18 protein-coding genes are annotated in these 24,544 nt (G+C 66.5%); 9 read left to right on the forward strand and 9 right to left on the reverse strand.

The window, feature by feature from the left end:
* The 3 genes from Mam01_RS31690 to Mam01_RS31700 form a co-directional block, all read left to right on the forward strand.
* The coding region (locus tag Mam01_RS31690; protein ID WP_204288863.1) for a hypothetical protein at positions 1 to 205 on the forward strand (205 nt) is incomplete at its 5' end.
* A 66-nt stretch (positions 206 to 271) separates the two neighbouring features.
* Entirely contained in the window at positions 272 to 832 is a 561-nt protein-coding gene (locus Mam01_RS31695; RefSeq protein WP_204288864.1) for a hypothetical protein, read from the forward strand.
* 133 nt (positions 833 to 965) lie between these two features.
* Positions 966 to 1,994, forward strand: a complete 1,029-nt coding sequence (locus Mam01_RS31700; RefSeq protein WP_204288865.1) for a DUF932 domain-containing protein — start codon at positions 966 to 968, stop codon at positions 1,992 to 1,994.
* Positions 1,995 to 2,040: 46 nt separating this feature from the next.
* Here Mam01_RS31700 and Mam01_RS31705 read toward each other — a convergent pair whose 3' ends face one another.
* Positions 2,041 to 4,584: an SCO7613 C-terminal domain-containing membrane protein gene (locus Mam01_RS31705; RefSeq protein ID WP_204288866.1), complete on the reverse strand. Its 2,544-nt coding sequence runs from the start codon at positions 4,582 to 4,584 to the stop codon at positions 2,041 to 2,043.
* 282 nt (positions 4,585 to 4,866) lie between these two features.
* Here Mam01_RS31705 and Mam01_RS31710 point away from each other — a divergent pair, with 282 nt between their 5' ends.
* Positions 4,867 to 5,349 (forward strand): hypothetical protein, encoded by a 483-nt coding sequence (locus tag Mam01_RS31710; RefSeq protein ID WP_204288867.1) that lies wholly within the window; start codon positions 4,867 to 4,869, stop codon positions 5,347 to 5,349.
* Between the two features lie 121 nt (positions 5,350 to 5,470).
* Here Mam01_RS31710 and Mam01_RS31715 read toward each other — a convergent pair whose 3' ends face one another.
* Positions 5,471 to 6,088, reverse strand: a complete 618-nt coding sequence (locus Mam01_RS31715) for a prepilin peptidase (RefSeq protein WP_204288868.1) — start codon at positions 6,086 to 6,088, stop codon at positions 5,471 to 5,473.
* 1,168 nt (positions 6,089 to 7,256) lie between these two features.
* Here Mam01_RS31715 and Mam01_RS31720 point away from each other — a divergent pair.
* Positions 7,257 to 11,237 carry a DNRLRE domain-containing protein gene (locus tag Mam01_RS31720; RefSeq protein WP_204288869.1) on the forward strand — a complete coding sequence of 1,327 codons (3,981 nt, stop codon included), beginning with the start codon at positions 7,257 to 7,259 and terminating at the stop codon, positions 11,235 to 11,237.
* 100 nt (positions 11,238 to 11,337) lie between these two features.
* Positions 11,338 to 11,772 (forward strand): hypothetical protein, encoded by a 435-nt coding sequence (locus Mam01_RS31725; protein ID WP_204288870.1) that lies wholly within the window; start codon positions 11,338 to 11,340, stop codon positions 11,770 to 11,772.
* 165 nt (positions 11,773 to 11,937) lie between these two features.
* Here the strand turns inward: Mam01_RS31725 and Mam01_RS37050 are convergent, their stop codons facing one another.
* The 3 genes from Mam01_RS37050 to Mam01_RS31740 are packed head-to-tail and all read right to left on the reverse strand — an operon-like array spanning position 11,938 to position 16,402.
* Complete coding sequence (locus Mam01_RS37050) at positions 11,938 to 13,194, reverse strand: C40 family peptidase (protein WP_239101770.1); 1,257 nt, start codon at positions 13,192 to 13,194, stop codon at positions 11,938 to 11,940.
* Complete coding sequence (locus Mam01_RS31735; RefSeq protein WP_204288871.1) at positions 13,191 to 14,021, reverse strand: replication-relaxation family protein; 831 nt, start codon at positions 14,019 to 14,021, stop codon at positions 13,191 to 13,193. Before Mam01_RS31735 ends, Mam01_RS37050 begins: the two co-directional genes overlap by 4 nt.
* Positions 14,018 to 16,402, reverse strand: a complete 2,385-nt coding sequence (locus Mam01_RS31740) for a type IV secretory system conjugative DNA transfer family protein (protein WP_204288872.1) — start codon at positions 16,400 to 16,402, stop codon at positions 14,018 to 14,020. Before Mam01_RS31740 ends, Mam01_RS31735 begins: the two co-directional genes overlap by 4 nt.
* Before the next feature lie 41 nt (positions 16,403 to 16,443).
* Here Mam01_RS31740 and Mam01_RS31745 point away from each other — a divergent pair, with 41 nt between their 5' ends.
* Positions 16,444 to 17,070 carry a nucleotidyltransferase domain-containing protein gene (locus Mam01_RS31745; RefSeq protein WP_204288873.1) on the forward strand — a complete coding sequence of 209 codons (627 nt, stop codon included), beginning with the start codon at positions 16,444 to 16,446 and terminating at the stop codon, positions 17,068 to 17,070.
* A gap of 5 nt (positions 17,071 to 17,075) precedes the next feature.
* On the opposite strand, the gene Mam01_RS31750 is transcribed toward Mam01_RS31745, so the two are convergent.
* From Mam01_RS31750 to Mam01_RS37055, 4 genes are all read right to left on the reverse strand, one after another.
* Positions 17,076 to 18,842 carry a VirB4 family type IV secretion system protein gene (locus Mam01_RS31750; protein ID WP_239101771.1) on the reverse strand — a complete coding sequence of 589 codons (1,767 nt, stop codon included), beginning with the start codon at positions 18,840 to 18,842 and terminating at the stop codon, positions 17,076 to 17,078.
* Entirely contained in the window at positions 18,839 to 19,774 is a 936-nt protein-coding gene (locus Mam01_RS31755; protein WP_204288874.1) for a PrgI family protein, read from the reverse strand. Before Mam01_RS31755 ends, Mam01_RS31750 begins: the two co-directional genes overlap by 4 nt.
* Positions 19,771 to 21,228: a conjugal transfer protein TrbL family protein gene (locus Mam01_RS31760; protein WP_204288875.1), complete on the reverse strand. Its 1,458-nt coding sequence runs from the start codon at positions 21,226 to 21,228 to the stop codon at positions 19,771 to 19,773. The genes Mam01_RS31755 and Mam01_RS31760 overlap by 4 nt, the downstream gene beginning before the upstream one ends.
* 278 nt (positions 21,229 to 21,506) lie before the next feature.
* Positions 21,507 to 22,709: a hypothetical protein gene (locus Mam01_RS37055; protein WP_239101772.1), complete on the reverse strand. Its 1,203-nt coding sequence runs from the start codon at positions 22,707 to 22,709 to the stop codon at positions 21,507 to 21,509.
* A 378-nt stretch (positions 22,710 to 23,087) separates the two neighbouring features.
* Between Mam01_RS37055 and Mam01_RS31770 the strand changes: the two genes are divergently transcribed.
* Both Mam01_RS31770 and Mam01_RS31775 read left to right on the forward strand, forming a co-directional pair.
* Positions 23,088 to 23,507, forward strand: coding sequence for an XF1762 family protein (locus Mam01_RS31770; protein WP_204288876.1), 420 nt, complete (start codon positions 23,088 to 23,090; stop codon positions 23,505 to 23,507).
* Positions 23,504 to 24,535 carry a DNA-methyltransferase gene (locus tag Mam01_RS31775; RefSeq protein WP_204288877.1) on the forward strand — a complete coding sequence of 344 codons (1,032 nt, stop codon included), beginning with the start codon at positions 23,504 to 23,506 and terminating at the stop codon, positions 24,533 to 24,535. The genes Mam01_RS31770 and Mam01_RS31775 overlap by 4 nt, the downstream gene beginning before the upstream one ends.
* The last annotated feature ends 9 nt before the right edge of the window (positions 24,536 to 24,544 follow it).

Genomic DNA, 24,544 nt, shown 5'->3' on the forward strand with positions numbered 1-24,544 from the left:
GCCGAGCAAGAACACCTACGCAACAAAGAGCAGCCGTGACCATTCCGGCTCGACGGGCGATGCCCTAAATCAAGGCACCCATAAAACCTGTCACGCCTGTTCCATCAACGCGAATCAATGTGGACAGCGGTCAAAGCGGCGGACGTTCGAACCTCTCCGCCTCCCGTATTTAGATACCAGCGCCAAGCGCCGCTTCGATCAGTGATGACGCCTGATCGGCAGTTATGAATCGTTTCAACTCGTCAATCAATGATACGAGAGGAGTTTGTGAGTGAACGACTGGGACATCGAGGAACTGGTGATCGAGGTCGCCGAGCATCTGGAGGGCTACACGCCCCTGGTGCGGCCTGGTCATCCGGTCTACCTCCTCGGACCCGCTGACGCCCGTCTCGTCGTGCATCCGATCTGGAACCAGCGGGGGCGGATCAGGGTGCTCGGCATCTATCCGGACGGCAGCAGGGGCACTCTCCCTGATCTGCGGCGACACGAAATCACGGTGACGGCGGCACGAGGAGCGAAGTTCGTCGCGAAGAGGATCGAGCGTCGCCTACTCCCTGACTATCGGCGCGATCTGCAGGCCTGCCGCGAGCGACTGGCGACGAAGGCGACCGAGAACGGCACTCGTGCCGAGATCGTGGCAACCCTGGTTGAACTGCTGCCCAAGGCGTCGCTTACCGAGAACGCGAGACAGACTGTTGTGCGGTGGCGACTGGGTGGCGCCTCCGGCTCATTCACCGTGCACGGCGACATCACGAGCACCATCGAGATCCACGCAGCCGATCGTGAACTGGCCGAACGCGTGGCCTACGCCGTACAACAGCGCTCCACATGAGTTCGCTCGAACTCTCGCGGTCGCACGAAAGGGGTGGGCTAATCCGGTAGGTCTCCTTACCGAAATCGCCAACGACATAGATGGCACCGGCCACGGTCGGTGCCTTTCTCATTTCCATAGAAGGGAGACAGACATGTCCAGGGAGTCTCTGGAGTGGTTGAACGCGAACACCTTGATCGGCTTCACCGAGAAGCGCGGTACGGCCTGGCACTACCGGGCGAGCATGCAGGCCGAAGAGCCGAACCACTACCCCGGTCCGATCCCCGTGGACGACGTCAAGCGTCGGCTGTTCGGCTGGGAGGCGCTGAGCAGCCCGGTCTACGTGGAAGACCCGCGAGGCGGGCTGGCCCAGGTGCCCGGTAGGCAGGCAATCGTGCGCAGCGACAACGGTCATGTCATGGGCGTCTTCTCCGACGGGTACGAGCCACATCCCTACGTTGAATGGCTGATCAACACCGTCTCCCGGCTCCTCGATGCCGATCTGTCGATCGGTTCCGCCGGACTGCTCAAGGGCGGAGCGGTCGCCTGGGTGTCGGTCGAGGTCCCTGAGAACGTCATCACGCCCGAAGGCGTCGAGTTCCGGCCCCACCTGTTCGGCGCGACGTCGTTCGACGGTTCGCTTGCCACGACGTTCAAACGGGCCGTGACCCACATCGTCTGCGACAATACGATGGCCGCCGGCCTCGCCGAGCGCGGACAGCAGGTCAAGATCAAGCACTCCCGGCACTCGAAGCTGCGGCTGGCTGAGGCTCGGGACGCGCTGAACATCGTTTATGCGCTGGCCGACGAGTTTTCATCGGTCGTACGCGAGCTGTGCCGGGTTGAGGTCAGTGAGCGGCAGTGGCAGGCGTTCCTTGACGCCCATGCACCGATGCCACAGCAGCGAGGCCGCAGCCGAACGATGGCGGAGAACAAGCGAGACGTCCTGGTCAAGCTCTGGAACCACGACCTGCGGGTAGCGCCGTGGCGTGGTACGGCCTGGGGCGTGGTGCAGGCGGTGAACACGTTCGTGCATCACGAACAGAACGTACGCGGTGCCGAGCGAGCCGAACGCAACATGCTCCGTGCGGTGACCGGCGGCGTCGAGGAACTCGACCAAGGCACCCTGCTCACTCTGTCCGAGGTGCTCGGCGAGGGGGTGATGTCTCGCTCCCGTTCTTGATCCCGCCGACGCTGTGTGCCCCTCGGGCGGCCGGTACGCGGCGTCGCTATCGCAGACCTCGGAATCCGGCGCGCATCCGGCGGACATCTTTCAGTCGAGCTTCGTAGGTGGCTCCGATCAGGACCAGCGCGACGCCTCCCGCCGCCACCGGAACCCAGCGAGGAACAGCGGTCACGAGCTGTGCGATCCATGGTGCGAGCTCGTGCAGGGCGACCGCGGCCAGGGTGAACCCTCCGAGCGCTACGGGTGCCTGGAGCCGTGATCTCGCACCGAGCAACAGGACCACGAACGACGCGACTCCCAGTGTCAGAGGGCGGACCCAGCCCCCGAGCTGCGCATAGACCGCCAGCAGGCTCGGCAGGAAGGAGAAGGACAGGCCCGCACCGTAAGCCGCCCACGACGATGACTGTCGCGCCCGCCGCCAGCCGATCGCGAGCAGCACCAGGGAGAACGGCACCGTGTAGGCCTCCACCAGCTCGACCCGCTCCGCCAGGAGCCGAGTCCAGCCGGCCAGCAGCAGAAAGGCGGTTCCGACGTACCCGGCCATCCGCCGGTCCGGCCGTAGAGCCGTACCGGCCGCCAGGACACCGGCCACAGCGCAGGCCAGACTGAACATCGGCAGATCCACAGCCAGAAGCAGACCGGCCGCCCCGAGCGCGTACCCCGTGATCTCCACCGCCACCCGCGGCCCGGCCTTGAGCAGCGCCGCGACGATCACGGCTACGCCGGCCACTCCGAGGAGGACGAAGGTGACGAATCGCGACTGAAGGTCGGCAGCGACCCACAGCGCGACCGCTTCGCCACCGATCAGCAGCGTCGCCGTCGCGGCGGCCCCGGCGCGTACGGCCGGGGTACGGGCGACGCGGCCGGTCACCGCAGCCGTGACGGCGAGGACACCCAGCACGATCAACGTGGCCGGCTCGGACACCAGCGCCCACACGCATACTTCCAGCGCCGCGGCGAGCGCCAGAACGCCCATCAGGGCGGCCCTGGTTGAGATCGCGGCGAGACTGACGGCCAGCACCAGTTGTACGGCTATCACCGCCGGGTACGGCAGGCCGAGCGCGACAGGGCAGACGGCCACGGTCACCGAGGCGAAAGCCAGCGCGACGACGATCAGCATATGAAGCCGGGCGCGCCAATCGGCGTTGTCCGTACCGCCGGGCCGCACGATGAAGAGCGCGAGGACCGCACAGACGAGTGCGAGCGCCGCGAGCACGACCAGGTCGGACGGCCCGGCGATCGACTGCGCACCGAGTGCTTCCCGGACTCCGGTCGTCCCGATGCCGCTCCAGACCTCTCTCTGGTCCAGCGGACCGGCCAGCGCGACGATCACCGTCATCGCCACCGGCGTCGAGAGCAGGGCCGTCGCGATCGCCGCCGTGACAGCGGCCGTGACCGACGCTTGGACGACCGCCGCCCTGAGCGGGGCCGCCTTGGCCGCTGAAGCCGTACGGGAGGCCAGAACGGCGAGCACGGTCACGGCCAGCCCGGCGAGCGGCGCGGGCGCGACCGCCCAAGGGCTCTCCAGAAGCATGCGCGTGGGGACCGCGAGTGCTGTTATCAGCGTGATCGCCGAAACCGCGGTGAGCGCTACCGACCACGGCCTTGGCGCGCGAACGGCGATGACCAGCCCTGCCACCACGGCGACGATCAGCGCACCCGACAGCGGCCAGGCACTGCGCGGTTCGTAGGTTTCCAGCGACTCCGCGAGCCCGATCGCCACGCCGAGCGACCACGTGCACCCGAAGTAGACAGCCACCATCCTCTGCCGCCCGGCCAGCCAGGCCGTCGCGTCGGCGCAGGCGGTGGCGAGCAGGGCCGCGACGAGCCAGAAGGCGCCCTTGTCGAAGGTCAGCACCGCGAGCGGAAGCTGCGCCAGCCCAACAGCCGCAGGGGTCGGCAATCTGAGCCGGGCAAGCCGACCATAGGTGGCGAAGGCCACGGCGACGACCCCGATGAGTCCGGCCGTGTAAGGCTGAGGATGAATCGCGTCGAGACCAGCCAGCCCGACCTGCCAGGCGGCGTAGCCGTCGAGGAACAGCAGCGCCAGGCCGAGCATGGCCAGGGTCTCCGCTGTTGCGGCCAGGCCGCGTCGGCGTAACGGGATCGGGGCCGCGAGGACGAGCCCGGTCAACCCGAGCAGAATCGCCGCCCGCCCCCCGATGCCGAGGTGCCCCCAGCTCACCGCAGTGAAAACGATCGCGGAGACGACCAGCAGGAGCCCCCCGAGTGCCAGAAGCAGGTTCTGTACTGCTTTCACCGGCAAATCCCTCGGCCGTTTGGGGCTGAGCACCGGTGACGGCACGGCGCCGAAGTGATCCTCGGCCTGTTTGGTCTCGGTACGGGCGGCCCGCAACGCCGCGACAAGCTCGTTGCGCCTGGCCGTCAGCTGCGCCTCACGCGTCCTGAGGTCGGCGAGTGCCAGGTCGACCCGCCATAGCTCGCCGGCGAGAGCGCCGCTCAGCGGCAGCGCGCAGGCCGGGCAGGCCGCGTGGGGACCGGTGAGAGGCTCACCGCAGTCCGGACAACAGGGATGCGCACCGGGTTGCATTCCAGCAGGATTCCCCACCCCGATCACCGCCGCCATGCGCCGGACTACTCAACTGCTCATAGGTAGGTGACACCATCACGCAGCTTTCCGTTACGGGGCAAACAGGACGCAGAATGTGAAACCGAGACGCGTGGTGGACGCCTGAGCTGGCGGAGTGAGACTGAGAACCCAGCAGGAGGCGGAGCATGAATCGGCTGCATCTCGCAGCGTCGCCGTCGGCGACGCGGCAAGCGCGGACGGTGCATTGCAAGGCTGACAGGGCCGAGCGAGCCATAAGGTGTTGGCGGCGGTCTGCGTTTACACGAGAGGGGAACCGGGGTGAACGCCGAGACGGCGAACCTGCTCTTCGACGTGGTCGAACGGCTTGAGAAGAGCATCGTCGCTCATGACTGCCCCGCGGTCGTCGTCTTGGACGGGGAGCGCCGTCTCGTCCTCAGTGACTACGACTACCTGCGTGATCGAGAGACTGCCGTTGCCTTCGAGCGTAGGGCCGCCGCGAAGGCCGGTGAGATCGGCGTGAGGCGATGGGTCCTCGCGGTGCCCCAGGTGTGGATCTTCGAGCCCCCGAGCACTGTGGCTACGCGTGCGGTCTCGAATCACCCTCTGCGCGAAGGTGAGCAGGAGGCGATCACGTGGATGAGCTTCGATCGTGACGACGGCGTCGACTACGGCCGCGTGGCTTATGCGCGCCGCCCCAGCGGTGAACCGGTCTTCGAGGAGCCGGAGATGTTCGAGGTGGGCGTACGGCCGAGGGAGATCATGCCTGGGTTCACGCTTCTGAGGGAACTTCTCGACGAGTAGTGGGGCCGCCCCCGAAAGGGAACGGCCCCTGACCGGTTTCACTTCCTTCGCCAAAAGAGAAGGTGAGATCGGCCATGTCCAGCCTACGGCCCCAGTGTCGGCAGTGGAGAGCATTCGGCGGTCACATCGCGAGGACAGCCACAAGGCAGCCGGCGAACATGAACGGTCCATACGGTATGAGGGTGGATGCGGAGCCCTTCCGGCTGATCAGCAGGGCCACGGCGTACAGCGCCGCCAGTATGAGCCCCGCGCCGATGCCGACGACCCAGGCGTGTACGCCGATGGTCCCGAGGATCCCGCCGACAAGACCGGACGCCTTGACGTCTCCCGGCCCAAGGGCGGCGTTCATCCGCCGGAAGCACCAGTAGAGCGAGAAGGCGCCCAGTGCGCCAAGGATTAGGCCCACGGTGAGCGCTCCGTCCCTGCTCACCATCCCGCCGACGGCTACGAGCGCCAGGAGGACGACGTACGAGGGCAGCGTGAGCGCGTCCGGCAGTCGTCGCGTCCGCAGATCGATCACGCTGAGCGCCACTCCAGCAGCGGCCATATAGAGGTATGCGGGGAGAAGCGGAGCAAGACCGATCCGCCAGCCGAGTAGCCCGAACACCGCGGCAGTGGTGATCTCAGTTGCGTACGGCATGCCTTTTCGAGAAGCAAAGTGGTCGGCGATGGTACGGACGGCTCGTCCGGTGAGGAGACCGACGGCGGCAGTTCCCAGCGCAATGCCGATCGTCGACACGAAGTCCCCCACTCAACAGTGCTCGCGTGGACGCTCTGTCCACACAGCGAGAGCAAAGAGTAGCCATGAGTGATCAGGCATGGTCAAGCCGTTTGGGGTGTAGCTCGTTTTTTGGGGACTGGTCGACCTGGGACGGCAAGGGCTGCTCGCCGTGGGCGCGACCGTTTCTTTCCTTGCGGCGCAGAGGCTGGCACGCGACCGAGACCTGCAGCAGGAGATCCAGGAATACCTGAACGTGGTGAAGCCATGGAACCGAGAACATGCTGGCCGAACCGAAGGGACGCGGCTGCTCACGCCGGGGTCGTGAATCGTCGAGAACTTCATGATCACGAATGCGATCTCACTCGCTCCACTTGCCGCCGAACATGCCGCTCACCCCACAGATTCCCAAATCAGGGGCAGCGCTCGCCGACTGCGCAATCGCCCTGCATGCCGAGCGCTCTCGGCTGTGACATGAGTCACAACCCACTCTTGAGGTCACCTGCCTAGATGCATTCAACCTGGGTGAATGCAAGTCGCACCCGAACCAAGCGACCTTTCTGTGACTTGACGTGACGACTCTGCCACGAGATAGATCTTGCGTCAGTAAGGACCGGGAGTTTAACTTATGTCGACTTTATGGCACGTAGGACCTCGTATGGTCCGGAGGCTCGCAGCCCTAAAAATGCAACGGTGAAATTAGCCGGACTCTCGGAGGGGGGTGCGACGCCCACTTTCTGGCTAAGACCGTCGGTTGCGCTTCATTCCCTTACGCCTATGGACCGGAAAAGCACCACGTGCAATCGCGGCCCAGATGCAGGCTCTGTGAAACTTCCCACGCCATATCTACTTTACCTATCCCCCAGAAGCTTACCAACACAATCTGTAATGACAGAATGATACAGCCCCCCCGATAGCTGTCGACACCGAAAGATGCAGTGTGAATCATATTCCTCAGAAACGCCGGATACGTCGCCTCGTACACAAGCCAACCAGGATATTGGCAGTCGCTGCACTGGCAGGGTCAATCATTACTGCCTCCCCCAGCGCAACTGCTAACGCGGACCCCGGGCCCAAAGCCGAACCCGCGTCCTCCTCGCCGGCTAGGGACCGCGGGGCCTTCACGGTTTCAGACCCGGCATTAGAGGCTGCAAAGAAGAAAGCCCATGACACTGGTCAGAAAGTTGAGGTGCCTTCACTCTTCGGCGAGAACTCCAAGGTATGGGCCAACCCGGACGGCAAGACCTTACGTGCAGAGCTGCACGCGGGTCCGATTCAAATCAAGAGCACGGATCGGGACGGCATTGTCCACTGGGATCCCATAGATACCAGCATCATCTCTCATGACGGGAGGCTAGAAGCGCGACGGGTAAAGACCCCCCTGCAATTTGGAGGTGAAGGCTCGACAACGCTTGTGTCAGCCAGAACCACCCGAGGGGTTGCCGGCTTCCGCTGGGGAGCCCGCCTACCCAAGCCCTCGATCGCAGGCAATGGAGCGGTGTACCGTGACGCGGTAGCCAAGGGCGTCGACTTGGTGGTACGCGCCGAAACAAATGGTTTCACCCAGGATATTATTCTTCGCGATAGGCCAAAAGGCCCACTGACGGTCAAGCTGCCAATGCTACTGCCGCGCGGTACCCGATATGCCAGTCGCAAAGACGGTAGACAGCAGCTTGTTTCAGGAGCTGGGAAGGCAGAGGCTACTCCAGTTACGGTGCAGGCCGTTGATGCGCTTGCCGAGCGATCGCCCGATGCCGGCAAGATCGGCGCTGTAATGGCGAACATCCAGAAAAGCGGCGGGACCACGACGCTGACGCTGCAGCCAGACGCCAACTTTCTAGCCGATCCCGCTGTAACCTACCCAGTCACAATGTCAGTCGCCAGCGAGTACGTGGGCGCGGGACTGACCGACGATGCCTGGGTCAACAAGAACAACCCCGATCTCAACCATCTAACCGATACGTGGCTGCGCGCGGGCACCACGCAGACGAGTGCCGATATTGCGCGAATCTATCTTCATTATAACGTCACCGGCACTGAAACCCTCGCTGGGGCGGTCATCCGCGATGCCAATCTAATGCTATGGAACTACCGCTCTGGTGCTCCCGCGGGAAGCACCAAGAACTGCGGTTTGGAGGTCGGTTCTGGTACTGTCGCCAGGAAGCTGACCTCTAGCTGGGATCCGGCTACCTTGTCATGGGCCAACCAGCCCAAATGGACGACATCCGGTCAGTACACCAACAAAGCGGCCTATAGCGATACTACAGGATGCCAAACTGGCGAACTCCTCTATTCAATCGAACAAATCGTCCAATCCTGGGCGAACGGCGAGCCGGACTATGGGATCGTGCTCATGGCGGCTAGTGAGAGTGCGATCATCAACTGGCGGCAGTTCCGCTCTCAAGAGGGAGGGACACATGATCGTAAAATGCCCGATCACGAGCCGATTCTTTTCATCGAGTACGAGCCTCCCGTCAAGGTGCGGACGATGTTCAATCGCGCTGATGACGGCACCGATGTAACGTATGAAGAAGCAGTGGCGCTGTCGGATGCGACCACAACCCCACCCGTGGTTCCGGACATCGACCCAGCTGCCGATGACGCCGAGCAGGAGGCATCAACAGTCGGATCCGAAAGCAATCTGATCGAAGTTGGGGCGCCAGAGGGAGTAACACCGGAGGAAATAGCTGCAGTATACCAAATGAATGGTTTAGATCCGAGCTCGCAACCTGACAGTTGCTTGGCAGGACGTTGGACGTTCGACGATGGTACGGGAAACATCGCAGACGACTCCTCAGGCTACGCGAACTCCGCTACTCTCGAAGGCTCGTCAACTTGGGGCGGCGGCCATTCAGGTCAGGCATTATTCAGCGCGGGATCTCCAAACCATGCCCAAACCTTGGATCCGGTCGTGCAGACCAGCCACAGTTTCAGCGTCTCCGCCTGGCTTAAGCTGACTGACCTTCAGGAACCCTTCGAAGTTGTTCAGCAGCGCGGCGTGAACAGGGCGCCCTTCTTCCTGGGTGGTAGTCCAGAGCATGGACTCACTTTCCGTATGTACGCCACGGACTCAACTGACGCGGGCGCCGCTGGTGTCGAGTCGGGAGTTCAACCGCCGGTGAATCAGTGGTTCCACATCGCTGCTGTTTATGATGCAGATGCCGGGAAATCCGTACTATATCTGAACGGTCAACTGATCGGGTCAGAGCCCGTCGCGGCCGTGTGGGATAGCAACGGCCCATTGACGATCGGCACCGACATCGATGGTGCCATCGATGAGGTTAGGGTTTACAGCTACGCGTTGTCGGCCGAGGACGCAACCGCGCTCAAATCCGATCAAGATCCATCGCCCTGTGCATCAATGTCTCCGTCTCCGTCGCCGTCGCCGTCTCCGTCTCCGTCTCCGTCTCCGTCTCCGTCTCCGTCGACAGGTACCTTGACCATTCCGGCCCAGGTCGACGGATGGATCTGCGACGATGACTGCGCTGATTTCACAGGCGAAAGTATGTACGCGGGGATCTATTCGCCGTTTTTCTCCTTTGCCGTCAAGGAGCGGACATACCTGCAGTTCGACACATCAGCGCTGGCAGGGAAGACCGTAACAAGCGCTGAGCTGCAGCTATTCGGGGTTGCGGATGGCTACGGCTGCGGATCCGGCATCAAAGCCGAGCGCATCACAGGAAGCTGGGCTCCGGCCACCTTGGGCTGGGATAACCAGCCGGCCACAACGAGCACCGGAGAAGTGACGGCAACAGATCCGGGAACCTGCGACGATCAAGCCCGCCTGTGGACATGGTCGCTCACTTCGATAGTCCAGGCTTGGGCGGCAGGCAGCCCCAACTATGGCGTCAGGCTCCGCGCATCCAATGAGTCGGGCACGGCCTACGATCGTGGATGGGAAACCACCGAAGCAGGTGGTCATCCTCCGGTCTTGGTTGTGAAGTACCAAACACCGCCGCAGGCCTTCGCCGCACGGCAAAGCTCGCTGGTGCGGAGCTCGGGAGAGCAGCTTACCCTCCAACGGCCAGCCATCGCTGCATCCAACCCTCCCCTTCCTGTCCCCCAAGGTAAGGCCGAGCCTGCTCGATGGACCTGGACTTTGTGCGAAGCCTGGCCTAACATCGCTCCGACTTTCAGCGCATGGGTGAGCCGGTTCTCCGGTTGCATGAACAGTACTGGCTATGCCATGGAGTGGGCCGTGGGCAGTAACGGCGCGCGACTCATCGGCTATCTCATCTATGACGCACAAGCGATTGCCGACACCAACCAGAACAATCGAGAATTCAGCGTTTGGACTCAGACCAAAATTAAGCGTGCATGGGGAACGCTGCTGGCTGCCCCTCTCACTGTGGGTGTCTCTTACAAGGGCGCTCCAGATCCGAACCGCTGCCAAATCACGGGGCTGCCTTCCAAGACGCTCCCACCAGCCGAGTGGAAGCTGTATCCGAGGGTTAACTTCGCGTTCCACTCCGACAACATTTCAGGGCTCACAGGCGAGAAGATTACAAGGTGTACGATCCACCTCGGATGGTCGGTGAAATTTCCTAATGGGCAGACAATGTACAATTCACTGAAAGAGGACAAGGCCGAAAACAAACTCAAGGTGAGATGTGATAACGCGGACTACATCCAGACGTATCGCAATGGTGGCTGCGTATTCATTCACGCCATTCGTGTTCGAGTATCGAACGACGATTTCGACCCGGTGACCGGGCGCGGCTGGCCCGAGCAAGTTTCGCATGTCTGGGAGGCAATCACCAAACCGCAGGACACGATACCAAAGCCTGGAGGCCGCCTTTTCGAAGAATATGCTGGGGAGACCAAGACGAGTATTCCCGGCGGCCCAGGAGGGAGGAAATTGCACTGGCTGGCGGATGGGGACGCAGCCGCTGAGCAACGGAGGTTCTCTATCCGCGTATGCAGGAACCAGATAAAGAGAACCTGGACCGGAACGCGGCACGCGAATAACCCGAATACTACAGCGGTTGCTTGCGACGAATTCCCCTTCGCCTCGACCAAGGAGGGGTCAATGCGGGCCGCTCCAAAGTATGCCTTCTCTGTCAAGCTCATTAATGCCTATGACAACTGGGCCTTCGGGGTGAGGCTCGGATGGTGGTACGAAAACAACCGTATACTTCGTCGTGACGGTTTCTCGATCGCGGCGGACTAATCAACCCCAGTCCCTGCCCCTGATTCGGGCCGGGGGCAGGGACTCCGCTACAATCGAAAGTGAAGTAGTAAGCATGAGGCGCGTGAGCCAGTCCTTTCGAGTGACCGTCATCTACCATACGTTCATGTTGGTAGATTCCGATGGGTTGGGCGTCGTGCCGGCACAAGATGTGACGCCTCTGCCGGCTAGGTTCACCGCGGCGTCACCGAACATCGTGGTGATTATGAGCAACTTCGATACGCACAACGCCGAGGTAGTCATCGAGGCTTGGGACGAACCGCCACCGCTTGAGTTGATGGAAAATGTTGATGCTGAGGAAGATATCGTGAATTTCTCATCCGGCATCCTCAACGCCGCAACCCCCGCAGGTGGCCCAGTTTCCGCCGCTATCGATCTGGAGCGGCCAGCAATGACCTGGAACCTCCGCGTGTATCGACAGGATCTGTATCCCGACCTGGATCCAGGCGATGAATCCCTGGACGACGTCGATGATCTGGAGCGATATTTGATTCAGCTCTGGCCGACTCACAATTGACGGGTCCGCAACGGATGTCATTCTCGGGGTGAATGCTTGCCCACATGCTCCCGGCAATGCAGCACAACCGTGCCGCGGTGGCGTTCGTCCCGCGATCGTCCAGACCTCTCGCCGCCTCCGCTGCTCTACCCGAACCGGAGGGACTGGTCGGCCACCCCAGAACCGCTAAGACGGTCGTACGGCCCCGGCGTAGTCGCTGCGGGACATCGGCGCGATCTGCACGTGGCTGCCGGTGCGCGGCGCGTGAACCATCTTTCCCTCGCCGATGTAGAGGCCCACGTGGTGAATCGTGCTGGGATCGCGAGGGTTGTAGGCGAAAAACACCAGGTCACCCGGTTGGAGTTGCAAGCGGTCGACGTGCTTACCGGAGTGCCATTGCGGGCCGGTGGAGGAGCCGATGCTGACTCCTGCCTTGCTCCATGCGTACTCCGTGAGGCCGCTGCAGTCGAAGCCCTTGGTCCCGGCCCCGCGGCCGGTGCCGAAGCTCGGCCCGCCTGGCCCGCCGCCACCCCAGGAGTAGGGCACCCCGATCATGCGTAGTGCGGCTCTGACCGCGATCGCACCTCGCCCCGACGGGAGCATGAGCGGCGCATCTCCGTGGGTGGGATCGTCCAGCTGGGATTTCAGCTCCTTGCATAGCTGGCCGGCGGTGGTGGTCACGATGTCGTCGGCACGCTTTCTGGTCTCGTCAGGGTCGAGTTGCTCACCGGAGCCCTGGCTAACCAGGTCTCTGGTGATGCTGGCGACGAGCTCGTCACGTGGAACGCCGAGCCCGGCCGCGGCTCGAATACTGACCCGAATGTCGTCGCTCGTGGCCGGGTCCACGGCCGCTCGCCTGGGTGATCCGCTCTTCCACATCAGGGCGACCAGCGCCTTGGCGCGCGGTTCGTGCTTGGCGTAGGCGTCGCGAAGGTCCTCACGGGGGCGCTGAACGAGCGCCGCGACCTGAGTGAGCGGCATGTGCTCCCAGCCGGGGATCTCGATCAGGCGCGTGTAGAAGGAGCGGGCCGCGTGGGAGGGGTCGGTGACCTGCTGCTTCGTCCCCCAGCCTTGGGATGGCTGCTGCTGGAATAGTCCGTACGAGCCGTGGCCGGTCCTTAAATTGGTGAGACTGCTTTCCTGAATCGCGGTGCCGAGGGCGATCTCGGCGGCTCGCTTGGGCAGCCCCAGCTCGGTGGCGACGTTAATGATCTCCCGGGCGTTCGCGATCTGCCGCGAGGAGAGCCCGAAGCGGGCAGGGGGCACCCGCCGTACCGCGTCAGGTGGGGCGGTGTAGGCGCAGACCGCAGCTCGGAGCTTGGCCGTGTCGCCGGCGGTGAAGGCGTACTTGGCTCCGCCGCCGAGGCCGGCGATGACGACGACCCCGCACACCAGGCACCCGCCCGCCGCGATGAACTTGCCGGCCCCGAGCTCTGCGATCAAGGGCGCCTCTGCTGGCCGAAGTGACGCGCGAGCTCGGCGAGGCGCAGCCGTCCTTCCGTCCGGTTGCCCGGTAGCCAGATCGCCTCGTGCGGTTCCTGGCTTTGGGTCGCGGTGGCGACGGGCACCGACATGAGAGAACCGCGAAGGCGCAGCCGCTCATGCAGGTTGGCTTCCCGGCGCGAGGCGCTGGTCAGGAACAGGACGGGGGTGTCGATCCCGCTGGCTGCGGCCAGTGAGGCGTAGCCGCGGAGCTTGGCGGCGACTCGGTCGAGCGTTTCGGTGCCGGTGTCGTATTCGAGGAAGAAGTCTAGGGTGTGGCCGTTGTCGGTCCATCGGCCGTAGGCGTCGGGCCGGACGTGCTTGCCCCACATGGCTTTGCACCGCGCTTCGGTCCACCAGGCGTTCAGCCGGCATCCATCCGAACGGCGAGCGTGGCCGGATAGGGCGGCGAAGATGCCGTTCACCCCGATGGTGTGCGCGAGCCGCTGGCTGTAGGCCATGGACAGGGCTTGGCCGCGCCGGTATCCGAACTCCGACAGCGTCACACCGTCTTCCAAGGCCAGTACGGCGGCGCCGGCCTCTCCCAGAACGTAGTGCCAGGGCGCCGAGCCGAGCGGCGGCCGGGGCCGGAAGCGGTCGAGCGCGCCAAGGCGGTTCAGCTTCACCAGGCGGTGGCGGCCGGTGTGGTCGTTGTCGAACGCCACCTGCAGGAGTTGATGGGTGGTCAGGACCTCATGCGTCCAGACCATGCGGAGCAGGCACCGGTCGTGGTCGCTGAGCCGGATGACGAGCGAGTCGAGAACGCGCGGCGTGTAGTGCTGGTTCATGATCCTCCTCTGGGTTGCGTACGGGGGTCTCCTTCTGACAGGGGGTCCGTGGATGCGGGATGGCGCCCGTGGGCCCGAGCGGCGGCAAGCCGTACGCGTGCGGCGAGTCCGGGATCGGGGTCGGGCAGTGGCCGGGTGCGCAGGGTGAAGGGCGGGACCTCCGCGGAGCGCACCACGAGACGTGCGGCGGCCTGGAAGGCGTCCAGGTTGGCCAGGTCATGCGCGGTCAGGTACGGGCTGAAGTGGTGCTCGACCTCGCGGGCGTCCTCGGGGGAGAGCGAGAAGTACACCTTGTTGCGGGCGTCGGAGCTGATCGCCTGACGGAGGTCGCGGGGGAGCTGGGCCAGGTGCTGGTGGGCGAGCACCATCGACAGCCGATAGGCGCGGGCCTCGGCGAGCATCTCGCTGAGCGTGTGCGGCAGGTTGAGGAAGTTCTGCGTCTCGTCGACGTACAGGGCGGCGGGCGAACGGGCGTGTCCGAGCCTCGCCCTGCGGGCGGCGGCCTGCCAGACCTGGGCGAGGATCAGTGAACCCAGGAGCCGGGCGCTGTCGTCGCCGAGGACGCCCTTGGGCAGGCGGGCGAGCAGGATTCCGCCGTCCAGGACGTCGCCGAGGTCGAAGGTCGACTTCGCTGAACCGATGACGCTGCGGACGAACGGCCGGAGCAGGAAGGCCCGCAGCTTGTTCATGATCGGCGCGGTCACATGAGCCTGGGCCTGCTCGGACAGGTTGTCGTACCAGTGCCAGAAGCCCAGCAGGAATCCGTCGTTGAGCGCTTCGACGAGTTCGGCGCGGTACGCCGAGTTCGTGAGTAGCAGTGGGACGTCGGCGAGGGTTCCACCGTGGTGTGCGAGCGTGAGCGCGCAGCCGCGCAGGATGTCGTCGGTGCGTGGTCCCCAGTAGTCGGCGTAGATCTTGTGGAAGATGCCGACGAGGTTGTCCACGCCGATCTCGCTGGAACCGCCGAGCACGTTCAGCGCCGGCCAGGGGTTCCGGTCGTCGGGATCGATGAGCACGACCTTGTCGGCTGCCTGCTCGGGGATGAGCCCGAGCAGGTCGGTGATCAGGTCTCCCTTGGCCTCGATGACGGCGACGCCGCGGCCGGCCTCGATGTCGGAGAGGATCATCTGGGCCAACAGCGTGCTTTTGCCGGTGCCATTGGGTCCAAGCACGTGCACGTGGTGGCAGGAGTCAGCCACGCGTAGCGCGACCGGCCTCAGGTGCCCGGCGTCGGAGAAGCCGAGGCCCTTGCCCGTTGATGCGATCGCCGGTGGGGGTGGTACGGATCTGGCTCCGGCACGGCTCAGACCGGGTACGGCGGCGTCCAAGGGGAGGTGGGCGAGCGCGGCGAGTTCGGGGACCGACAGCAGGAACCCGCGCCCGAGCCGTCGCGACGCCAAGCGCGCGGCGGGCAGGGCAAGCCGACGTCGTTCCAGCCGGTTGTGCCCGGCGAACAGGGCGAACGACGAGGCGATGGCATGCGCCCGGCCCCGGATGGTGTTCCGCCGGGCCTCGCGAGCCTGCTCACGGTCACGCTCGTCACCCGACGCGGGGTCGTCTGCCTGTACGGCGTAGCGGATCGCGACCTCGTATCGCGGCTGCCGGGCCTTGTCGCGGATGGCCCGGGCTTCGGCGGAATCCTCCAGCCGGGCGACACGGTTGGTCAGATGTCCTGGATGAAGCCGGGGGTGCATCGGGCCGGGTGTGACGAAGTCGAGAGTTGCTCTGACCAGTCCGGCGGGGCCGCCGCTGATGACCTGGGCGAGGCGGCGGCCGGTTGCGGGGCGGGCGAGGATCTGGACGGCGGCGTGCTGCCAGGTCGGCATGCCCACGGCGGCTCCGAGCAGGGCGCGGAGCGGGTCGTGGTTGTGGGAGTGGCGGATCGGCAGCAGCTCGCTCCGGGCGATCACCAGGTGTCCGCCGGTCGCCTGCCCAGCCAGCGGGACCGGCGGGGCCGCCTCCACAACGGCTGTACGCGCGGACGGCCAGGCGGACTCGATCGCGTGTTCCACCAGGTGCTGGGGGACGGTTCCGGGGACCCACAGCCGGATCCGTACGCCGGTGACACCGAAGCCGTACTCGAAGGCCAGATGTGGCTGGCCGAACAGCAGGCGCTTCCAGGCCGGGCGCAGCAGCCCCATCAAGTTCGTCCACAGCGCCTCAGATCCCGCCATGTCCGCCATCGGCGGAGCGAGGATTTCCACACACCGCGCCCCCCTCAACGCGGCGCGGTGGCGTAGCCGTATGACCAGGGCATTGAGTAGTTCGAGAATGATCGCAGCCGTCGAGAGCCCGAAGGTGAGCTGCCAGACGTTGGCATTCACCCAGGCCAGCAGCCCATCGATGACGGCGTCCGGGTTGTAGAGGAGGTCCTGAATCATCGGGCTTCACCGGTCCTGCCCTGCAGGGTGATGATGGGCTGGTGCCAAGGACAGAGACACCGTGGGGGCCGTGGGAGCTGGCGCCGCTGGCCGAGGTGGTCACGCTGTTCCAGGACCTGGCCGCTCCGTGGTGGGTGAGCGGCGGGTACGCGATCGAGTTGGCGGCCGGCCGCTCCTTCCGGGAGCACGGGGATGTGGACATCTCGGTGCTGCGCCGCGACCAGTTGTCCGTACGCGCGCTGCTGGCTGATTGGGATGTGCACGCGGCCGACCCGCCGGGAACGCTGCGACCCTGGCCGGTCGGCGAGGTGCTGCCAGACCACGTGCACGACATCTGGGTGCGTGAGCATTCCGACGGGCCGTGGCGTTTCCAGGTGATGGTGGACGAGGCCGAGAACGACGTGTGGGTGTACCGGCGTGACGCACGGATCGGTCGCCCGCTGTCGACGCTGACAATCCGAGAAGACGGTGTCGCGCGGATCGCGCCCGAGGTGCAGTTGCTGTTCAAGGCCAAGAACTCGCGCCCGAAGGACGAGCGTGACTTCGCCGAGGTCCTGCCCATCTTGGACGCCGTACGGCGCCGTTGGCTGGACGAGGCACTCGCGATCGAGTACGGCGACCACCCGTGGCGTGAGCGCCTGCGGACGAACCAGCCATTGATTGATTGAGGTGTTCACAGATCGTCCTCCACGTACTCGGCGAGTTCTTGAGGGGAGGAGGTCACGAGGCGGTGTTCCTGCTCGCTGGCCAACACCTGGAAGGCGACCCGTGACGCACCGGAGTCGGCGGCCAGAAGGCCGAAGCCGCGGTCGGCTGACAGCAGGAGCTGACGTTCGCCGTCGGACAGGCGGAAGGCGCCGGCGACTCTGTCGATGGCCTGAGGTGCCTGGCGGAGCAGGATCTGGGTGGCGGAGTTGGCGATGATCGCCTGCCCGATGTCGGAGCCGAGCAAGTCGGCGGCATCCTGGGTGACCACCGACAGACCGCCCCAGTGCTTGCGAGCGCTCTTGGCCATCCTCAGCAGGAACTTCGCGCCCTCTGGGTCACGCATGAGCAGCCACGCCTCATCGACCACGACGAGACGGGGGCGGCGGTTGCCCGGGTCGGAGACGCGCCGCCAGACCGCGTCCAGGGTCAGCAGCGTGCCGATGGCCTTGAGCTCGTCGGGTAGGTCCCGCAGGGAGAAGACGATCAGGTGAGAGTCGGGCTGAGTGGTGGTGTGGCCGTCGAAGAGTCGGCGATGGCTGCCTGTGACGTAGGGCGCGAGCCCGGCGGCGATCTCCGTCGCTGCGGGATCCCCATCATCGGTAAGCGCGCTCACCAGATCGCTCATCAGTGGTGGTCGGCGTTTCCAGGTGCGCGGGTCGAAGGTGATTCCGGCCTGCTTGTAGGCGGAGATGATGGCCCGATCAAGGGCGGGCTTGCCGACCCTGCCCAGTGGGCCGCCGAGCATGACCGCGATCAGCGCGTGCAGGAACAATGACCGGCGGGTGAGCGGATCCCCCTCGCGATCGGTGGAGCTCCGCCCGGTGGGGATGGGAAGGTCGAAGGGGTTGAGGCGGACGTCCGGCGCGCCGAGGTGGAGGTAGGCGCCGCCGACTGCGGCGCACAGGCGGGCGTATTCGTCTTCGGGGTCGATGACGGCGACCTCGACCCCGGTGTAGAGCGAGCGCAGTGCTTCCAGCTTGGCCAGGTAGGACTTCCCGCCGCCCGAACAGCCCAGGATGGTCGAGTTGTGGTTGGGCTGGGCGAAGCGGTCCCAGGCCACGAGGGAGGCACTGGCCGCGTTCGCGCCGTAGAGCACGGTGGTCGGGCCGAGGTCGGCGGTCAGGTCGGGACTCGTGAAGGGGAAGGCCGCGGCGAGCGCCGGGGTGTCGAAGGTGCGGCGCATCTGCAGGTTGTCGTACGCCAATGGGAGCGCCGACACCCAGCCCTGGAGTTGGCGGAATGTCGCAACTCGCGCGTCCAGCAGGAGGGAGGCGGCCAGGGCCCGGACCTGGGCGCAGGCGTCATCCAACTCCTCGGCGGTGGTGGCGTGGACGGTGAGGTAGATCGAGGTGCGGAACAGCTTGGCCTGGCCGCGCGCGAGCCGGGAGGCCAGCTCCTGGGCGTCTTCGGCGGCGACCTCCGCGCTGGGGTCGATGAGCCGGCCGTGCTGCTGGTCGCTGCGCAGGCCGGATTCCAGGCGGGCGAGCTGTTTGCGCAGTCGGTCGGAGGCGACCAGGGACGGTACGGGGTCGACGTGGAAGGACACATCCAGTCGCCCCGGGTAGGTGAGGAGGGGTTCGAGCCAGCCGGGTGTGACCTCGCGGGGGTAGCCGGTGACGGCGAGCGTGGCGCAGTGGTTGTCGCTGACCTGCAGGCTACGGGGCTGGACCTCGAGGGCGTCGGGGCCGAACCCGTGCGCGGGCTGTGTCGTGCGGCGGAAGGCGAACTTCACCAGTGTTCTCCTCTCGTGATGACCTGATCCGGGGCAGCCATGGATGCGGCGGGCAGCGGCGGAGCCGCTGGGTCGAAGCAGGCGGCCAGTAGCGCGCTTGTGGCGGCGGCGTCGAGCAGGCGGACGGTCAGCCCGCAGGCCGACAGCAGCCGGGCGGCTTCGTCCAGCCGCCGCAGGGCGCGGGCCGCACCGGCCTCCCGCGCCTTGCCTGCCGCGGGCTCACGTACGACCAGGAGGACCTGGCGGCGCAGCAGGTCGTGCCGCTCGGCGATGCCGGCGAGGAAGCCGGCGTGCTGGAGCGCGGCGGCGGACAGCGCGGGGTGCGGGAGCTGGCGGGCGTTGTGCTCGAGGGAGGCGATCGTCTCGGTGAGGTCGACCCGTTCGGCGCGTACGAGGATCTGGACCGGGCCCGACAGCGAGTTGAGCCAGCGCCCGAACACCGCGACCAGCGTGTCCTGCTCCTCGGGGGTACGCAGGGCGAAGCTGACCGTGGACACCTCCGCGATGGCTGCGACGCCGTCCGGGCCGAGATCGAGCAGCCCGTCCCCGGCCGTCCCGTGTACGGGGAGGCGCAGCGGTGCGGGAGCAGGGCCGGGCCTGGCGCCGATCCAGGCCGGGGGCGGCGGCACCTCATGGGGAGTGCAGACGAGGCGCTTGGGGGAGCGCAGGTGGCGGAGGGCGGCGAACAGGTAGCGGTCGAGCGGCAGACCGTCGTGCCGGGCGACGGCCAGGAGAGTCCCTGCCGTCGCGACCGGCAGCGCCAGCGCAGCGCAGACCACGAGCGGCACCCGCTCACCGACGAGCACGTACGCGGCGTAGAGCAGGGCGCCGGTGCCGCCGAGGATGGCCACCTGGCGGGCGGTGAACCCGGCGACGATCTTGTCGTCTTGGTCCACGTCAGCGGGGATGCGGACCGGCTGTACCCAGCTCATCGGCCCTCATCTCCGGTGGCGTTGGGGGGCGGAGTACGGTGCCCTTCCGTGTCGCCCGGGCGTCCGGTGACGCCCTGCGAGGGGTAGACGGGAGGCCGGAACACGACCGGCGGGACCGGCGGGCGGCCAGGGCGCGAAGGGCTGTTCTGGGTGCGGAGCCAGTACAGCTGCGCCAGCCCGGCCGGGCCGTTGGCGTAGTAGGTCTCGCGCGGGTGGCCGTACACCGGCTTCGTCAAGGGAATCGGACCGGACGGTCGTGGCGGCCTCCGGTACTTGCCCTGGACGGCGGGAGCGGACGGAGCGTGCTTGACCGGGGCGGGCTCCCAGTCCGCCGGGCTCACCGGGTGGCGTGCGGATATGGGCGCGTGCTTGGCAGGACCCGGACCGCCACGGGCCGCGGAAGCGGCGGTCCCAGCGGTGGCGGCAGCCGTACCGGCAGGACCGGCGGCGAGCGCGGGCAGCGCCCGGCCGGTCATCGCGTGGGCGGCGGCCACGTTCCTGGCGGCCCGAGGTGTGCTGCTACGGCGGCCTCCCGGGCGGAGGTGCAGGGCGGCCAGGACGGGCGAGGTGAGCTTGTAGGCCAGGGCGTACTTGACCATCCGGCCGATCGTCGAGTGGCCGCCGGCCCCGGCGAAGATCCGGCGAGAGATCCAGCCGGGGATGCGGATCAGAATGATCAGCAGGCACAGAGCGAGCACCAGGTTGACGAGCTGGCCGGTCGGCATGAGCCCGAGCAGCAGCCGCCCGTCCTGGTTGAAGAAGATCCGCACCGCCAGGACGAGCGTGAGCGACTGGGCGACCTGGATGAGCAGGAGCCCGGTGAAGGCCCGCCACCAGAACCGGGCCAGCCCTTCGGTGTACGGCAGAGCCAGGCAGGCCAGCGCGAGCGGCGAGGCGACCGTCAGCAACAGCACCAGCGCCGCCCGCATGACGAACGTGATCAGCAACAGCAGCAGCAGGACGACCGCGACCAGAGCGAGCAGGACGTAGAAGATCTGCTGCGAGACGCCCGGCGCGATGACCAGCAGCTGGAGAGTCGTGGCCGCGCGGCGACCGTCGAAGTCCTGCCCCAGCAGGGCCGTGGACAGGGCGTTGGCGATCTCGATGACCTTGCCGCACAGCAGGAAGCTGGTGTTGGCGGCCAGGACGGCGATGAACAGCCGGGGCAGGACCTCCTTGACCGTGTAGCGCGTCTGCACCGTCTGGTGGCCCATCGCGCTGATCGCGCCGACGGTCGCCAGCAGGACGAACCCGGCATTGGCGATCGCGGCGGTCGCCTGCCACAGGTCGAACACCCGGCCGCCGCCGGAGACATCCGGAGTGGCCAGCAGCGTCACCGCCAGCAGGTCCAGCAACGGCTTGATCGCCAGGTACACCAGGCTCGCGAACCAGGAGTTGATCTGCCCCGTGATCCAGTCCCCGATGCCGAAGCCGATCCCCGTCCCCTCCGGCACCGGCAGCTCACCAGGAGCGGACGGAGACGACCCAGGAACAGGAGAGGGCAGAGGCGTCGGCGTCGCGTGAGCCGAGGCCGCGCTGATGACCACCACAGTGCACGCGCCGACGACCACGCCGGCAGCGGCAACGACACGCAGTGCCACCCGGGTGGGGGTCTCAACCGGTCGCCTTGCCGCGCTTCCGGCCGACGCGGGGTGCCGCGCAGGTGCGGCTGCCGTCTGCGGCCGGTCTCGGTCGGCCACGGCGAGCTTTCCGCGGATCGGGGTCACCGGGTTCACCCGCCCACGACGCGCTTGAGGATGCTCACGAACAGCGGGGCCAGGACGGCCAGCGCGTAGCCGAAGGCGGCGGCCTTCAACGCCGCCTTGGCCTTCTGGACCTCGCCGGGGTCGCCGCCCGCCACCAGGTAGCGCAGCCCGCCGAGGGTCAGCATCAGCGTGGCCAGCGTCGCGAGCAGGCCGATCAGCCAGTTCCGCAGGTTGGTGAAGACCGTGTTCAGGTCCGAAGGAGCGGCGACGACCGGCGAGGCCAGGGCGTTGGTTGCCGCGGCGGCAACGAACGGCATAGCGCCGGCCAGCATCGGCAGGACGCGGAAACCGATCACTCGTGCCGCCCGCTGCCACAGCGGCCGGTACGGCAGCACGTTCCAGCGGCGAGCGGCCGGAGCCGTACCGCCAGCGGCAGAAGGCTGGGGACGGAAGGAAATCCGCGCGGAGCCAGGGGTGGTGTCCCTGCCTCCCTTCGGGTCGGTTGCGGGTGCTGCATCCGGAGTTCCCTGGCTCCGCGCGGAAGCCGTAGGCGCTTCCTCGTTCACCGAGGAAGCGGGGGGCGGGGGAGTCGTGGGGGACGGTTGCCGCAGCGGCATGGCGCCCAGTCGCGTCAGGAGGATCAGTTCGGCGTCATGCTCGCTGAGCACGCCGAGGGCCACCGAGTCGGCCAGCACCAGCTCGGGGCAGGGTCGCGGACGTCGCAGGGGAGGGGACTCATCCGGGAGTCGCCGCCGCTCCGTCGTCGAAACGATGTGCCGTACGGCACGCTCGCCCGCGCACCGCGCGGCCTGGCACAGCCGGGCGCGTACGTCCGTGGTGTCCAGGTCCAGGCGGCGCAGGGCACTCAGGTAGCCGCCCAGGATCTCGGAGTCGACGTCGGCCGGGTCCCCGTAGGGAAGGTCCCGGGTGAGCGTCGCGGCGATCGTGCGCAGGGCGGGCATCGCCATGCCGACGGCGGCGACCGTCCACGCTCCCTTACGCACCCGCGCCCGGTTGACCAGCTCCCGCCAGACGGCGTCACGCGTTTCGTCGCCGACGTGCCGGCTGGTGAGCAGCATCCGCAGCTCCGCGAGGTTCACCTCGCCCCTGGGGAGGGTGGGGGCGAGCGTGGTGCAGTTCAGGGACAGCGCGCCCGGCCCTGTGGTCAGCAGCCGGAACGAGGTCTCCGCGGTGTCCAGCGGGGAACCGGCGACGGGGTCGGTGCTCATTTTCTTGCTCCAGTCCGAGAGGAATTCGTTGGTCTCGAAACTGGTGTACGCACCCCCTCAGAATTTGCTCATAGCCGATTCGGAGTTCCGCCGCAGACTTTTCACATAACCCGTTGGCTGGGATCTCTGAGCGGTTCAGACGTCACGCCTCTAGGTGCAGAGCCGGCTCTGAGGACTCGCCCTCTGAGGGCTCTCTGAGTCGATGGATATTCCTGGTCATGCGCCTCGGACCGCCCAGCGGGCCCGATGGCGCACGCATCCGGAGAAACGTGTCCCGACTACACGATGGAAAGCAGGAATGACAAGACAATCACCAACGAGCGCGAGGGCCTGAACAGCCCCGAGCGTCCAGAGAATCAGCAGCTGGTGATTTCGCCGGTGCCGATTCAGACCGCGCGGGCATTCATCGCCTGGGCCCAGCCCCACCTCGCTCTGCCGGCCGGCACCGCGTTCGCTCTCGGTGTCCAGACCGGTGACGGCACCCTCGCCGGTGTCATGCTCATCGGCTGGCCCACCGCTTGGGCCTTCGACGACGGCGACACCGCCGAGGTCCTCGCCCTGGCCACCGACGGCACATCCGACGCCAGTGGAGTGCTGCTCGGTGCCGTCTGGCCCCTGGTCCGCGAGATGGGCTACCGGCGCCTGATCGCCTACACCCGCATCGACGACCCCGGCACCGACCTGTGGGACGCCGGATTCCGCATCCTCCCCAGGCCCATCGGCTGGCACACCGGCAGTCGAGCCGGTGACGTCACCCGCGTCCTGTGGGCGATCCGGCACGCCGGGGGACGCCGATGAGCGAGCTGCGCGAGCCGTACTGGCACGACGAGCACGCGGCGATCTACCACGGGGACGCGCGCGAGGTGCTGACCGAGATGGACGAGGGCTCGGTGGACTGCATCGTCACCAGCCCGCCGTACTGGGGGCTACGGAACTACTGCGAGGGCCAGTACGGGCAGGAGCCCACGCCGGAGGCGTACGTGGAGAACCTCCAGGCCACCTTCGCCGAGGCCCGCCGGGTGCTCGCCGACGACGGCACCTGCTGGCTGAACCTCGGGGACTGCTACGCGGCGAACTCCGACGGCTGGTCCCGCGGCAAGGACTACAACCCGAGCCAGCCAGAGGTACGGCCCAAGGCCCGTCTGGCCGTACAGCCGAAGAACCTGCTCGGCATGCCGTGGCGGGTCGCCTTTGCCCTCCAGGAGGACGGCTGGATCCTCCGCAACGCCATCGTGTGGAGCAAGCCGAACGCGATGCCGCAGTCCGTCCGGGACCGGATGTCCAACCGCTACGAGCTGATCTTCCTGCTCGTCAAACAGCAGCGCTACTGGTTCGACCTCGACCCGGTCCGCCAGCCCTACACCGGCGACCGCCCGATCAGCAGACGGGCACGCTCCGGGGGTAGCAAGGCGAACAGCATCCAGACGGCCTGGCCTCCGCCCGGCAAGTACGGCAGTGACGGCGAAGACTCGGCCGGCCCGCGGCATGGCGCGGCGATGCGGCCCACGGGTGAGCGGCATGCCGCCGCGCACCCCAATGGCAGGAACCCCGGGGACGTCTGGTCGATCCCCACCCGGCCACTGCGGGCGGCGCACTTCGCGGCATTCCCGATCGACATCCCGCTTACGGCGATTGCGGCTGGCTGCCGCCCCGGCGGCATCGTCCTGGACCCGTTCACCGGCAGCGGCACCACCGGCATTGCCGCGCGGCAACTTGGCCGGAAGTTCGCCGGCATCGAGCTCAACGCCGACTACTGCGAGCTCGCCCGGACACGGCTCCTCGCTGTCGCCGGCGCGGGAATCCCGGCAGGAGGCGCGGGTGACTGAACAGCCACA

Origin of the sequence: Microbispora amethystogenes (assembly GCF_016863015.1) — a bacterium.
In the GTDB taxonomy this organism is placed as follows: Bacteria; Actinomycetota; Actinomycetes; order Streptosporangiales; family Streptosporangiaceae; genus Microbispora; species Microbispora amethystogenes.

Excerpts from the sequence above, each read along its gene's own strand:
- Mam01_RS31740 (WP_204288872.1), bottom strand. The coding sequence starts at position 16,402 with ATGATTCAGGACCTCCTCTACAACCCGGACGCCGTCATCGATGGGCTG.
- Mam01_RS31755 (WP_204288874.1), bottom strand. The coding sequence starts at position 19,774 with ATGAGCTGGGTACAGCCGGTCCGCATCCCCGCTGACGTGGACCAAGAC.
- Mam01_RS31705 (WP_204288866.1), bottom strand. The coding sequence starts at position 4,584 with ATGGCGGCGGTGATCGGGGTGGGGAATCCTGCTGGAATGCAACCCGGT.
- Mam01_RS31700 (WP_204288865.1), top strand. The coding sequence starts at position 966 with ATGTCCAGGGAGTCTCTGGAGTGGTTGAACGCGAACACCTTGATCGGC.
- Mam01_RS31735 (WP_204288871.1), bottom strand. The coding sequence starts at position 14,021 with ATGAACCAGCACTACACGCCGCGCGTTCTCGACTCGCTCGTCATCCGG.
- Mam01_RS37055 (WP_239101772.1), bottom strand. The coding sequence starts at position 22,709 with ATGAGCACCGACCCCGTCGCCGGTTCCCCGCTGGACACCGCGGAGACC.
- Mam01_RS31775 (WP_204288877.1), top strand. The coding sequence starts at position 23,504 with ATGAGCGAGCTGCGCGAGCCGTACTGGCACGACGAGCACGCGGCGATC.